At 63.2% G+C, this 12,938-nt stretch carries 15 protein-coding genes; 11 read left to right on the top strand and 4 right to left on the bottom strand.

What is annotated here, in order from left to right:
* Nucleotides 1-8: 8 nt before the first annotated feature.
* The 6 genes from I6F20_RS04575 to I6F20_RS04550 all read left to right on the top strand — a co-directional run bounded on the left by I6F20_RS04575 (nt 9) and on the right by I6F20_RS04550 (nt 5,396).
* Entirely contained in the window at nt 9-1,295 is a 1,287-nt protein-coding gene (locus tag I6F20_RS04575) for an ABC transporter substrate-binding protein (protein ID WP_036025220.1), read from the top strand.
* A gap of 14 nt (nt 1,296-1,309) precedes the next feature.
* Nucleotides 1,310-2,215, top strand: a complete 906-nt coding sequence (locus tag I6F20_RS04570; RefSeq protein ID WP_518513045.1) for a carbohydrate ABC transporter permease — start codon at nt 1,310-1,312, stop codon at nt 2,213-2,215.
* Nucleotides 2,208-3,065 carry a carbohydrate ABC transporter permease gene (locus tag I6F20_RS04565; protein ID WP_036010046.1) on the top strand — a complete coding sequence of 286 codons (858 nt, stop codon included), beginning with the start codon at nt 2,208-2,210 and terminating at the stop codon, nt 3,063-3,065. The genes I6F20_RS04570 and I6F20_RS04565 overlap by 8 nt, the downstream gene beginning before the upstream one ends.
* A gap of 9 nt (nt 3,066-3,074) precedes the next feature.
* The gene (locus tag I6F20_RS04560) at nt 3,075-4,184 is read left to right on the top strand and encodes an ABC transporter ATP-binding protein (RefSeq protein WP_225125207.1); all 1,110 of its coding nucleotides are present in this window, start codon (nt 3,075-3,077) and stop codon (nt 4,182-4,184) included.
* Entirely contained in the window at nt 4,181-4,948 is a 768-nt protein-coding gene (locus tag I6F20_RS04555) for an SDR family NAD(P)-dependent oxidoreductase (RefSeq protein ID WP_036025234.1), read from the top strand. Before I6F20_RS04560 ends, I6F20_RS04555 begins: the two co-directional genes overlap by 4 nt.
* Before the next feature lie 130 nt (nt 4,949-5,078).
* Nucleotides 5,079-5,396 carry a hypothetical protein gene (locus tag I6F20_RS04550; RefSeq protein WP_156447357.1) on the top strand — a complete coding sequence of 106 codons (318 nt, stop codon included), beginning with the start codon at nt 5,079-5,081 and terminating at the stop codon, nt 5,394-5,396.
* A 311-nt stretch (nt 5,397-5,707) separates the two neighbouring features.
* On the opposite strand, the gene I6F20_RS04545 is transcribed toward I6F20_RS04550, so the two are convergent.
* Entirely contained in the window at nt 5,708-6,370 is a 663-nt protein-coding gene (locus I6F20_RS04545) for a phytochelatin synthase family protein (RefSeq protein ID WP_225125205.1), read from the bottom strand.
* Between the two features lie 258 nt (nt 6,371-6,628).
* Here I6F20_RS04545 and I6F20_RS04540 point away from each other — a divergent pair, with 258 nt between their 5' ends.
* From I6F20_RS04540 to I6F20_RS04520, 5 genes are all read left to right on the top strand, one after another.
* Complete coding sequence (locus I6F20_RS04540) at nt 6,629-6,844, top strand: dodecin family protein (protein ID WP_035699963.1); 216 nt, start codon at nt 6,629-6,631, stop codon at nt 6,842-6,844.
* Between the two features lie 156 nt (nt 6,845-7,000).
* Nucleotides 7,001-7,312, top strand: coding sequence for a hypothetical protein (locus tag I6F20_RS04535; RefSeq protein WP_057030484.1), 312 nt, complete (start codon nt 7,001-7,003; stop codon nt 7,310-7,312).
* Between the two features lie 148 nt (nt 7,313-7,460).
* Nucleotides 7,461-7,646 (top strand): hypothetical protein, encoded by a 186-nt coding sequence (locus I6F20_RS04530; protein ID WP_036025247.1) that lies wholly within the window; start codon nt 7,461-7,463, stop codon nt 7,644-7,646.
* A 39-nt stretch (nt 7,647-7,685) separates the two neighbouring features.
* Nucleotides 7,686-8,012 (top strand): GcrA family cell cycle regulator, encoded by a 327-nt coding sequence (locus tag I6F20_RS04525; protein ID WP_036010004.1) that lies wholly within the window; start codon nt 7,686-7,688, stop codon nt 8,010-8,012.
* Nucleotides 8,013-8,312: 300 nt separating this feature from the next.
* Nucleotides 8,313-9,854, top strand: a complete 1,542-nt coding sequence (locus I6F20_RS04520) for a PAS domain S-box protein (RefSeq protein ID WP_225125203.1) — start codon at nt 8,313-8,315, stop codon at nt 9,852-9,854.
* Between the two features lie 103 nt (nt 9,855-9,957).
* On the opposite strand, the gene lpxB is transcribed toward I6F20_RS04520, so the two are convergent.
* From lpxB to lpxA, 3 genes are read right to left on the bottom strand one after another with little or no spacing between them, the layout of a single operon-like run.
* Nucleotides 9,958-11,148 (bottom strand): lipid-A-disaccharide synthase, encoded by a 1,191-nt coding sequence (gene lpxB / locus I6F20_RS04515; protein WP_109143618.1) that lies wholly within the window; start codon nt 11,146-11,148, stop codon nt 9,958-9,960.
* Nucleotides 11,148-12,017, bottom strand: a complete 870-nt coding sequence (locus tag I6F20_RS04510) for an LpxI family protein (protein ID WP_225125201.1) — start codon at nt 12,015-12,017, stop codon at nt 11,148-11,150. The genes lpxB and I6F20_RS04510 overlap by 1 nt, the downstream gene beginning before the upstream one ends.
* 18 nt (nt 12,018-12,035) lie before the next feature.
* Nucleotides 12,036-12,827, bottom strand: coding sequence for an acyl-ACP--UDP-N-acetylglucosamine O-acyltransferase (lpxA, locus tag I6F20_RS04505; protein WP_225125199.1), 792 nt, complete (start codon nt 12,825-12,827; stop codon nt 12,036-12,038).
* Between the last annotated feature and the right edge of the window lie 111 nt (nt 12,828-12,938).

Raw genomic sequence — 12,938 nt, 5'->3', positions numbered from 1 at the left:
GAACTGCCATGCCGATCACAACAACAAGGCGTCGTCTGCTCGCTGGATCTGCTGCCGCGCTCGCATTTCCGCACCTTGCCCGCGCGCAAGGCGCGGCCAAGCCGCGACTGACCGCGATCTCGCAATGGTCGGCGGGCAGCGACGGGGCGGCCATTACGGCGCTCGGCAAGAAATTCGAGGAGAAGGGCGGCGTTTGGCAGCACTCGCCCGTCCCCGGCTTCACCACCGAGATGATGAACAAGCTGCGCGCGCAGATCATGGCCGGCGATCCGCCGGCTTGCTCGCAGCTCAAGGGGCCCGAGATTGCGGCCTGGTCGAAGATTGCGCCCACCGTAAATCTCGATGCCCTCGTCGCGGCCGCCGGCTACGAGAAGGTCGTCGCTCCGGACCTTGCAAAGCTGCACAAGCCCGGCGGCAAATGGATTGCGCTGCCGCTACAGATCTACAGCACCAACATGCTCTTCCTGTCCAAGCGCGCGATGGACAAGGCGAAGGCGGACAAGGTCCCCGTCACCTGGGCCGACTTCAACGACCTCGCCGAAAAGATGAAGGCGGGCGGAGTCGCTTCTCCCATCGCCAATGGCGGCACCCGCCCGGACGACGGACAGAAATTCGAGGCGGCTCTCGCGGGCATCAGTCCGCTCGCCTATCGCGCGGCCATCATGAATCTCGAGAAGAAGGCCCTCGAGGGTCCGGAGATCAAGGCCGCGTTCGCCCAGGTGCGCAAGATCGCCGACTGGATGGACCCCAACGTCGGCGCCCAGCATTTCTCGACCAACCTGAAGCGCTTCATCGACGGCGACATGGGCATGATGATCATGGGCGGATGGGCGCAGGGCGTATTGCGCAATGCCGGCTTCAAGCTCGAGGACTTCATGATTGCGCCAGGCCCGAGCGACAACGGCAAGCCGGTCTTCCTGTTGAATGCCGACGCCTTCATCTTCTGGCAGCGCAAGGAGGCGGACCTGCAAGCCGGCCAGACCCTGATGGCTCAGCTCGTCATGGATCCGGCGATCCAGACCATGTACTCGCAGATCACCGGCTCCATCCCCGTGCGCACTGACGTCGATCTATCAGGCGAAGGCTGGTCGGAGGGGCAACGAACAACCTCGAAGGCCTTGAAGGAGGCCATCGCCAGCAATCAGGCCGTCCTCAGCATGGCGCACAACATGGCGCAGGAAAACGGAATGACCGCGGCGATGATCGACGTAATCACGGAGTACGTGAAGAACAAGACGATCAAGCCGGAGCAGGCAGCCACCCGCCTCGCCGAGGCCGTCGAGGGCGCGCGTTGAGCAATGCCGCCACGATGAGACCGGGCCGGCCGGCGCTTCCCGAATGGGTGCGTCGGCTGCCCGAATATCTGACGATCTGGGTGCCGCTGCTGCTGTCGGCGACGCACCTCGTCTCGTTTTCGCTCTGGACCATCTGGATCTCGTTCACGCCGTCCACCCTCGTTCCCGTTGCGGGCTGGGTCGGCTTGCGCAACTACACGGCGGTCACGGCATCGCGCAACTGGCAAATCGCCTTCGACAATTTGCTGCTGTTCGGCAGCGCTTTCGTGCTGCTGAGCGCAGCGACCGGCCTCATCCTCGCGATCCTGCTCGATCAGCGCATTCGTGGCGAAAACGTGCTGCGCTCCATCTTCCTCTATCCCCTGGCGGTGTCCTTCGTGGTCACCGGCACGGTCTGGAGCTGGCTGCTCAATCCCGGTCTCGGGATCCAGAAGCTGGTGCACGACCTCGGCTGGACCTCCTTTAAGTTCGACTGGCTGATCGACCGCGACATGGCGATCTGGACCATTGTCATCGCCGCGATCTGGCAATCCTGCGGCTTTGCCATGGCGCTGTTCCTTGCCGGCCTTCGCTCGGTCGATCCCGACATCATCAAGGCCGCGCAGATCGACGGCGCGGGACCGGTCCGAACCTACCGGCGTATCATCCTGCCGTCGCTGTGGCCGATCACGGTCACCGTCGTGGTGATCCAGTTGCAGTTCGCGATCTCGACCTTCGACCTCGTGCGCGCGCTCACCAACGGCGGACCGGGAATCGCGACCCAGCTGCCGGCACTCGTCGTCTACGACCTGATGTTCCAGCGCAGCCTGCTCGGCCGCGGCGCGGCGGCGGCCGTGCTGATGTTGCTCATTCTTCTCGCGGTGCTGCTGCCCTACGCGGCGTGGCGATACATCCAGCGACGGCGAGGCGCCCATGCCTGACCGCAGCTTCGCACCGACCCGGATCCTGATCTATCTCGCCGTCTTCTTGATCGCCGCGGCCTGGCTCGCGCCGCTCGTGGTCGTGGTGCTGAACTCGCTGCGGACCAACGAGGAGATCGCGCAGGGATCGATGATCGGCTGGCCGCAGCATCTGGCCTGGAGCAACTACGCCGCAGCCTGGAGCGGCTTCTGTGTCGCCGAGACCTGCGCCGGCATCCGGCCCTACATGCTGAACTCCGCGCTGGTCACGATTCCCGCCACGATCTTCTCCACCCTGCTCGGCGCAATCGCCGGTTACGCTGTGTCGCTCTGGCGTTTTCGCGGCGACAACTGGATCTACGGCATCGTGACGCTGGGCCTGTTCCTCCCCCAGCAGATGCGCCTGTTGCCCTGGACCATCGTGCTGCGGGACGTCGGCCTCATCAACACCCTGACCGGCCTCGTGCTGATTCACACCATTCAGGGGCTCTCATTCACCACGCTGTTCTGCCGGAATTATTATGTCGCCATTCCCCATGAACTGATCAGGGCCGCCCGCATCGACGGCGCCGGCTTCTTCCGCATCTTCTGGCGCATCATCCTGCCGCTCTCAGGTCCCATCCTGATCGTCACGGTGATCTGGCAGTTCACCCATATCTGGAACGAGTTCCTCTATGGCGTGACGTTCACCACCGGCCAGCAGCAGCCCGTCACCGCAGCGCTTATCGCGCTGTCCGCCGCCGTCGCGGATATCCCGCAGCATGGCGTACAGAGCGCAGCGGTGATCATCGCCGCGCTGCCCACGCTGTTGATCTACCTGCTCGGCGGCAAGTACTTCGTCCGCGGCCTGACTGCCGGGGCCGTGAAATGAGGAGTTGTCATGGCAGCACTGAGCATTCGCGCCCTGTCCAAGCGTTACGCCAATCTGGAGGTGCTGAAGGACATCGCGCTCGACATCGAGAGCGGCGAGTTCACCGTGCTGGTCGGCCCGTCCGGCTGCGGCAAGTCCACCCTGCTCAACATCGTCGCCGGGCTCGACCGCCCGAGCGCGGGAACGATCGAAATCGGCGGCCGCGTCGTCAATGACGTCGCGCCGAAGGACCGCGACATCGCCATGGTGTTCCAATCCTACGCGCTCTATCCCTCGATGACCGTGCGCCAGAACATCACCTTCGGCATGGAATGCCGTCACGTTCCCAAAGCCGAGCAGGACACTGCGGTCGGCAACGTCGCAAAACTGCTCCAGATCGAGCCGCTGCTCGGCCGCAAGCCCTCGCAATTGTCCGGCGGCCAGCGCCAGCGAGTGGCGATGGGACGCGCGCTGGTGCGCAATCCCCTGCTCTTCCTGTTCGACGAACCGCTCTCCAATCTCGATGCCAAGCTGCGCGTCGAGATGCGGATGGAGATCAAGCGCCTGCATCAGCGCATCGGCGCCACCATCGTCTATGTCACCCACGACCAGATCGAGGCGATGACGATGGCGACGCGGATCGCCGTGATGCATCAGGGCAGCGTGCAGCAATTCGCCGATCCCGACACCGTGTACCGCTATCCCGCCAATCTGTTCGTCGCACGCTTCATGGGCTCGCCGCCGATGAACACCATGCCGGCGCGGCTCGAGGCCGAAAATGACGGTCCGGTCGTCGTGATCGGCGCGGGACGGCCCGACGAGCTTCGTCTGCGCCTTACGGGGTACGACGCCGCAGCACCCTTTGTCGGGCGCAAGGTGGTGTTCGGAATCAGGCCGGAATGCATCGCTGAGGGGAGCCGCACGTTTTCCAGCGAAGCGCCTGTCCTCGTCGAGGCGCCGGTGGAGCTGGTCGAGCCCACCGGTGCCGAGACGATGGTGCTCCTGCGGCTCGGCGGCGAGCCCGCGATGGCACGAGTCTCGCCGGATATCCGCCCCGCGCCCGGCGCGTCCGCCGCCTTCGCGCTCGACACCCGCCGCATTTGCCTGTTCGACCCCGAGACGGAGCGCCTGATCGCATGACGAAGACGACCTATTCCAGCCTAGCCGGCAGCGTGGTGCTGATCACCGGAGGCGCCAGCGGCATCGGCGCCGCCTTCGTCCGGGCCTTCGCGGGCCAAGGCGCCCGGGTCGCCTTCTTCGACATCGATAAGGACGCCGGCGAAGCCCTGGTGCGGGAAATAGCGGCCTCGTCCGGGCCTGCGCCGCTGTTCGTGCCCTGCGATCTCCTCGACATCGATGCCCTGCGCAGCGCGATGGCAGAAGCCCGCCGCTCGCTTGGCGACGCCGCCGTTCTCGTCAACAACGCCGCCAACGATCAGCGCCAAGCTCTCGCCGAGGTCACGCCGTCCGAGTTCGACTGGATGATCGGCGTCAATCTCAAGCACGTCTTCTTCGCGGCGCAAGCGGTGGTGCCACAGATGCAGGCGCGCGGCGGCGGCTCGATCATTAACATGTCCTCGATCGCCTGGATGCGCGGCGCGCCGGCGCTGCCGGTCTATGCCGCGGCGAAAGCGGCGATCGTCGGCTTCACCAACTCGCTGGCGCGCTCCGTCGGCCCCGACCGCATTCGCGTCAACGCGATCGCGCCGGGCATGGTGATCACCGAGCGCCAGCGCAGGCTGTGGTATCCGGACGATCGGGTCATCGCCGAGATACGCTCGCGCCAGGCGGTGCCCGATGCGGTAACGCCCGAAGACATTGCCAATATGGCACTGTTCCTCGCCTCCGACGAAAGCCAGCGCATCACCAGCCAGTGTTTCAGGGTTGATGGCGGACTCGCCTAGGCCGGTGCGCATAAGACCGTTCGAGTGCCCTTTGCTTAGCCCTACGTGACGTTCGACAATAGTGATTGGAACTAGGAAACCTTGGGAGGTTCGCGCGTTTAGGGGCCGGAGCAAGCCGTGGAGGAGAAGCATGCGAACAGCAATTCTCGCATTGATTGTAGTTGCCGGAAGCGCAATGAGCTTCCAAGCAACGGCCCAACAGCAAAAGGCCGCACCCAGTGAGCAAACCAAGGAGGAGATGAAGCGCGACGTGGACCGGGAGCTCAAGGCTGGCCAGCCCAACGAGCAGATGCAGCGCGATGCGGACAAAGGGATCAAGACCCGCAACTCCGGAGAGTCCGGATACGTGGCCGATCAAGACAAGCCGGCCGCTTCGGCGCATCCTCCGGGCCGGCCGGGAAGTGAGCAGACCACCGGTTCGGGTGGCCAGACCGGAACTCCGAAATAGAACACTCGGCCTGCTCTGCGTCTACGGCGAGTTGCGCGGACGCCGGAAGTGGCCAATTCACGGGTCGCATGCGGTCCCGAGTTAGCGTGTCGTCCGCCTGGTTGCCGCCCAAATGTCCTCCCGGGGTCAGTATGTCGCGCTCAGTGTACGCGTGGAGCGAGACCCCGGCGGCAAGTGGCGGGCCGTCATAGGGCGCACAAGCGCCAGTCGAGGCAAGACGGCCCCCCGCGTTCTGTCCACCGCCGATAGACGACATCCCAACTGCCTCAAATGATCCGGCTAAGGGTCACGAGGCGACATGGAGCGGGATGTCACTCTATGAACAGCAGTCCCCTCTTCTTATCGCCGTCAAACGTATTTACAGCGTCGAACAGCCGCTTCCGTTCGACTAGCCACGGCTGGAAATCGAAATTGACATCGAGCACGAAAACGAGGTCTTCGGCTTCGAAATAGCCTCCAATTGGGGAATGGTGTCCACTACCAGCACCAAAAATATGAGCGCGATCGAAATTCACGATGTAGCGTCGCCGCGGATCGTTGGAGCGACGGAGATGCTCCAGAAACTGGTTTTCGCTGAGATCACGCAAGACAGTAACTTTCCGGCTGGTGTTGGACTGGGCGACGTTGGCCAGTTCGTCAAGCGTGAGCCCCATGATGCATACGCCTGTCCAGCAATTCCACGTCCCGGCCAACACCTTGCCTTCCGTCCTTGCCGCCTCGCCAAGGGACCGATACGCGTTTGCAACAGCGGCAGGTCCGCAGCGAGAGCCATTTGACTGCCAATCAACGTGTCGTTCAAATGTTGCTGCCACGGGCAGGTGCCACGCACGCTCAATAAGCTCCGGAGTACGTGTGACCGATGACGCTATGGCTTCCGATGGCACGTGCGATTGATTGACCACCAGGGCCCCGGCACACACCAGACTCAGGGCAATCACCAAGCTGCTGACGCTTACGCGGTGCCATCGCTTCATGGATCGGAACCTTGGCGGCAATGACGACTTAGGCGCGCAAAATTATACTCGGAAGCCGGAGAGCGCGAAGAAGATACCTGTCCGCGTTCGTTCGGGCTGAAAATGCGAACATAATTTCCGACAGGACGACCCGAGTTCTTCTTTTGGGTCGAACAGGAAAGTGACAGCCAATCGGACCCTTTCCGCGGCATCCCGAGATGTATCAGCGTCGAGATCCCAGTGCTAGACTTCCTGCTCCTAGCGATTGGGAGGACGAACATGCCCGATAGCGTCTACAAGGTCATTGAACTGGTCGGTACCAGCAGCGACTCATGGGAGAAGGCGGCCGCTAACGCAGTCGAGCAAGCTGCTAAATCTCTCCGAGATCTCCGCATTGCAGAGGTCGTCAAGCTCGATATGCAACTGGATGACAAGGGAAAAGTTGAGGCCTATCGCGCCAAGCTCAACGTGTCGTTCAAGTTCGAGGGCTCCTGAGCCTCAGCACCTCGCCGCTTCGGGCGAGGACGGCTCATTGGACAGGCGCGTTGCGGTCCGCCAGCCGGACGCTGTGGCCCATCCCGGAAGTTGGCACTAGTCCGAGCGGGACCGAAATGCTTTGATGCGAAGGAGCGTATGGCGCGTGGTGGCCCCATGTACATGGTCATTCGCAAGTACAGTAAGGTTCGTTCGGTCGCCGACGCCGCTCGTCGCGCCAAGAGCGGCGTCGGTGAGATCCTAAGACAATCGCGGGGATTCAAATCTTACCATGTGCTGGATGCGGGCGACGGTGTCGGTATCGCGGTGATGATATTTGACGACCGCGAAAGCGCCAACGCAGCGAACGCCAAGATACTGGCATTTGTTCAAGCCAGTCTACCCGACCTCGATCTTGGAGTTCCTGAAATCGCTGCCGGCGAGGTTTTGGTGAACTTAGAGCCCAATGGGTCTTCGGGCATCAAGTAGCCGAAAACGCTGCCTGTTGCATGGCCCGCCGCCCGCTGATCGTGCAGTCTACCCGACCTGCATCGCGTTTGCGGCGGTCGCGCCCCGGCACCGGCATATGCCGGCCAAGAATCTGGCGACTGCGCTAATTTTCGAGGAGCACAATGCCATGAAGCAACACACCTCCGAAGCATTTTCCACCACAGCCAGGAAACTGCTCATGCGGATGCGCATCGTGATGCCACCCAGGGATCCCGATGAAGACGAGGAGGATGAAGACGAGGAGGACGAAGACGAGGATGAGCAAGATGATGCCGACGAACCGGCGGTCGTGCGCGAGCCGGACGAAGACTAGACTAGCCGGTGTCTGGCAGTCGCCGTTATACTATCTCTCATGGGCTGGGATGCGAAAGACATAGCGCTTCTCAAAAGGCTCTGGTCCGCGGGGCAGAGCGCGGCGCAGATTGCGCGCCATCTCGGCTGCAGTCGTAACGCGGTATGCGGTATGCTGAACCGTCTGGGCCTGAAGCGCGGCCACAAGCCGCCCACAGCGCAGCCCCAGATAAGGCCGGCCCCGAAGCTGAGGCCGTCGTCGGCCGCTTGCGCCCGTCCCATCGCGCGGAGGGTGTCGCCGAGTACAGCAGAGAGGGAGCTGCCAAAAGAATTCAGCCGGCAGCAGCTTTACGCCATTCTGGCTGAGGCGGTCAGAAACACTGGTTAAGAGCTCACCACGAACGTCCTTGCCCTCCCGTCCATGTCGGCCGCGTCGTTACTTTGCAAATGAGCGTCGGCCACCCGCGAGACAGAAACAGGGCCCACCTCACACGCATACGTTGATGGAACCGGGTTTTAGCTCGCGTTGTTTCGGCTCGGGGTCGTCACAGCCACGTCGCTATAGAGAAGCTCTGTATACGGGAGTATAGTCGCCAACGGCATATTCCCGATCGATCTTGATCGGCTCCGGGGGGACGCGATCCGGCACGAGAAATCTGTCGATTGATCCATCACGCGTGAGCAAGAGATGATCATGCAACATGCGATTGAAGTGCCGTCGGTCGCCCTCGATTCGAATGAGTGCAAGCGCCCCGAGGAGGCACTGCGCGAGAGCGAGGAGCGCTTTCGCACGCTGGTGCAATTCTCCTTCGATGTGTACTGGGAAACGGACGCGGAGCATCGCTTCATCCGCCAGGAGTTCGCCGAGACGCTTCCCGAGCCGCCGGTCTCCGAGATCGGCAGGACACGATGGGAGGTCCCGTATCTCGAACCTGACGCAGATGGCTGGCGCAAACACCGGGAGATACTCGACGCTCACCTCCCGTTTCGGGATTTCGAGCTCGCGCGGCCGATGCCCGACGGCGGCAAGCGCTATATTTCCGTCTCTGGGCTGCCCATCTTTGACAAGACAGGGAACTTCGTGGGTTACCGAGGTGTGGGGCGCCACATCACGGAGCGCAAGCGCGCCGAACAGGCGCTGATCGAGAGCGAGGCCCGTTTCCGTACCTTCGTGGACCACGCGACCGATACGTTCATGCTGCACAGTGAAGATGGTCACGTTCTCGATGTGAATCGGAATGCCTGCGAAAGTCTCGGCTACAGCCGGACCGAACTGGTTGGGGCAACTGCGGCCTTGTTCGATCTGGAGATGGATGAAGCGACTTGGCGTCGCAACCGCGAGCGTCTCAAGGCCGGCGGCATCGCTACGCTCGAGAGGCGCTATTGCCGAAAGGATGGCACTGTGTTTCCCGTCGAAGTTCGTATGCGCGAGTTCTGCGAAGTCGGACAGTCACGAATCATTTGTCTGAGCCGCGACATCACCGAACGCAAGCGAACCGCCGAGACGTTCCGCGAGATGCAAGCTGAACTAACACACGCCAATCGCGCGGCGGCAATGGGCCAGGTCACGGCTTCGGTGACACACGAACTAAGCCAACCAATCACCGCGGTGCTCTGCAACGCAGAGGCCGCACTGAACTGGCTAGGAACACAATCTCCGAATTTCGAAAAGGCACAGCAGGCGCTCGTATCCATCGTCACAGAAGCCAAGCGAGGCGGCGAGATCATCAGTTGGATCCGTTCCTTGATCAAGAAAGCTCCGGCGCCGAAGGAGAGCGTCGATGTCAATGGTGCAATCCTGGACGTGATCACCATCGCCCGTAGCGAGCTGCTCAAACATGATGTCTCGATCCAGACCGACCTCGCTCCGGGCTTGCCGCTCGTGAAGGGCTATCGCGTTCAGCTGCAACAGGTGGTTCTCAATTTGATCCTCAACGCGATCGAGGCAATGAACTGTGTCGACGTTGGCGGACGAGAGCTGCGGATCAGCACGGCTGCAGATGCTTCAAATCTCGTTGTTGTCGCCGTACGGGATACCGGACCTGGACTTGACGTCGCAATCGTTGACCGCCTGTTCGAGCCCTTCTACACCACCAAGCCGGACGGAACCGGCATGGGCTTGTCGATTTGCCAATCGATCATCGAGGCGCACGGAGGACGACTTTGGACTGGTGCCAATGAACCACAGGGGGCGGCGTTTCACTTTAGTCTGCCTTCGCAACAGAAGTGATCCACGTCGCTTTAGCGTAACTCACGCCTTCGCTGTTGCGTTTCTTGGCGTCTGCTCTTTGGAGGGCAGCTCACGCTTTGGAGGGGGCGGCTCAAGCAGACTTCTATGAAACACCCTGGCTCGTTCGCCGACCCTGGCGCATCGTTGCGAGCACGATGTCGGCGGCGAGCACGCTCGGCGATGTGTTGCCGGTCGACATGATCTGATCGAGCCTGGCGAAGGCCTCGACCTGCTGCCGGCGCAGCGGAGACTCCGTCAGCACGTCCCGAAGCGCCGGCGCCAGCTTCTCCGGCGTGCATTCCTCCTGCAAATACTCGGGAATGACATCCTTGCCGATCACGAGATTGGCAAGGATCACCGAGGAGACACGGATCGCGCGTCGCAGGATGAACGCCTCGATTGCGCCGACGCGATAGGCCGTCACCATCGGAATGCCCGACAGCGCGAGCTCGAGCGTCACCGTGCCGGATTTCGCCAGCGCGGCGTGAGCGATGCGGAAGGCCGCACGCCGCTCGTTCTCGCCGATCACGATCTGAGGCTTGACCGGCCAGCTCGCGATGCCTTCGCGGATGGTGGCTTCGAGATGCGGCATGGTCGGCAGCATCAGTTCGAACGCACAGCCCTCACCCCTTAAGCGACCGAGCGTTGCGCCGAACACGTCGAGATGATGCCTGACCTCGCTGCGGCGGCTGCCGGGCAGCACCAGCAGCACCGGCGGCTCACTGTCGCGGCGCGCCTGCTCCTCCGCACTCGGCCGCAGCGAGCCCAATTGCTCAATCAGGGGATGGCCGACATAGCTGCAGGGCGGGCCGCCGAGCTTGCGGTATTCCTCGGGCTCGAACGGCAGCAGGCCGAGCACGTGGTCGACATAGCCGAGCATGGTCCGCGCCCGTCCTGGCCGCCATGCCCAGAGCTGCGGCGAGACGTAGTCGACGATCGGGATCGCGGGATTGCGCGCGCGCACGCGGCGGGCGACGCGATGGGTGAAGTCGGGGCTGTCGATGATGACGAGCACGTCGGGCGCGGCCTCGGTCACTGCGTCGGCGGTCTGCCGGATCAGCCGCAGGATCTTCGGCAATTGCTGCACCACCGCGGCAAACCCGACGATCGAGAGCTCCTCAATCGGAAACAGCGATTCCAGGCCCTCGCGCGCCATGGTGCGGCCGCCGACGCCGACGAACTGCACGCCGTCGCCAAGGCGCTGGCGCAGCACCTTCATCAAGGCGCTGCCGAGCCTGTCGCCGGATTCCTCCGTCGCGATCAGGAAGATCTTGCGCTTGGGATCACGCGACATCACGCGGGCAGGCCGATGACGAAGAGATATTTGGCATCGGCAAGCGCGATCATGGCCTGCGGCTCGGCGGCGATGGTGTTGCCCGCGATGACGGCGATGCCGGCAAGGCCGGCAGCCGCGACGCCCTCGATGGTGCGCGGACCGATCGTCGGCAGGTCGAAGCGCAGGTCCTGGCCGCTCTTCGGCGCCTTCACCAGCACGCCGCGTCCGGTGGCGGCGCGGATGCGGCCCTCCTCGCGCAGCCGCGCGACGCGGGCGAGCAGCGCGTCGGTGCCCTCGATGTCCTCGACCGCCACCACATGACCGTCGATCACGACCACGGCCTGGCCGATGTCGAACGGGCCGAGTGCGGTCAGCACCGCCCGGCCGCGCGCGATGTCGGCCTTGCTGGCATCGCTCGGCCAGGCGCGGCTGATGCAGCCCTCGGGCATCAGGAGATCCGGCGCAACGTCCTTGATGCCGACCATCCGGAAGCCGTCCTGCTCGAGGATGCGGCCCACACCCGACAGCAGATGATCGTCGCCGCCGCGGAAGGCGCGGATGACATTGCCGAGCAGGCGCAGCGTCGTGAAGTCGAACCGGATCTCGGACAGCGAAGGCCGCACCAACGTGCCGATGAAGATCAGGTCGCGGCAGCCCTCCTCGCGGAACAGCCGCATCGCGCGTCCGAGCTGGCCGACGGAGATCCAGCGATGCCGGAACTTCTCCACTCGCTGGGGATCGCAGGCCCCGCGCAGCGGAAACAGCACCGGCGTGATGCCGTGCGCGGCGAGCGACTCGGCGACCGCGAACGGCATGGCACCGCCGCCGGCGACGATGCCGACCGGTGACGAAACCTGCAAAGCCGCCGATGTCGTGCCCGCGGCCATCCCAAGATCACTCCAAGATCACTTCGCGATGGCGGGAAGACAGAGCGGGCGCTTGCCCTTGCCGATGAAGTCGAGGATTTCGGCAATCGCGGGGTCCTCGCCCGCGAGCGGCCGCGCCGCCTCCAGCCGCTCGGCGAAGGTGCCGGCGCCATGGAATAGCTTCTGGTAGAACGCACGTACGGTGGCAAGCCGCTGCTTGGTGAACTTGCGACGCTTCATGCCGATCAGGTTGAGACTCTCCAATACCGCATATTGGCCGTTGACCAATCCATACGGAATGATGTCGTCGCGTACGCCACACACCCCGCCGACCATGACGTAGGGCCCGATGCGGGTGAACTGGTGCACGGCGGACAGGCCACCGATGTAAACGGCATCGCCGATCTCGCAATGACCGCCGAGCGTTGCCGAGGTCGCGAAGATCACGTTGTCGCCGACCATGCAGTCGTGGCCGACATGGCTATTGTTCATGAAATAACCGCCGTTGCCGACGCGCGTCAGCCCGCCACCCTTGGTCGTGCCGACATTCATCGTCGCACCTTCTCGGATGGTGCAGCCAGACCCGATCTCGAGCCGGGTCGGCTCTCCCTTATAGCTGAGATCCTGCGGGGCGCCGCCGAGCACAACGAACGGCGAGATCACGCAGCCATCGCCGAGCGAGGTATGGCCAATGACAGTGACTTGCCCGATCAGCTTGCAGTTCGCGCCGATGACGACGTTCGGGCCGATGATGCAATAGGGTCCGATCTCGGTGCCCTCGCCGATCACGGCGCCGTCCGCGATCCGCGCGGTGGGATCAATCTTGCTCATCAAGCCAATCTTACTCGTCAAGAAGGTCGGGTTATGTATTGAAGTCGCTCGGTTTTCGGCTGGTTAGCGCGACTATGCCCGATCTGTCCAGTGACGTATCATCTCGCCGTG

This window comes from Bradyrhizobium sp. IC3123, assembly GCF_020193625.1.
In the GTDB taxonomy this organism is placed as follows: Bacteria; Pseudomonadota; Alphaproteobacteria; order Rhizobiales; family Xanthobacteraceae; genus Bradyrhizobium; species Bradyrhizobium yuanmingense.
Note: the sequence above shows the minus strand (reverse complement) of the source record. Positions and strands in the feature narration are given on the sequence as shown.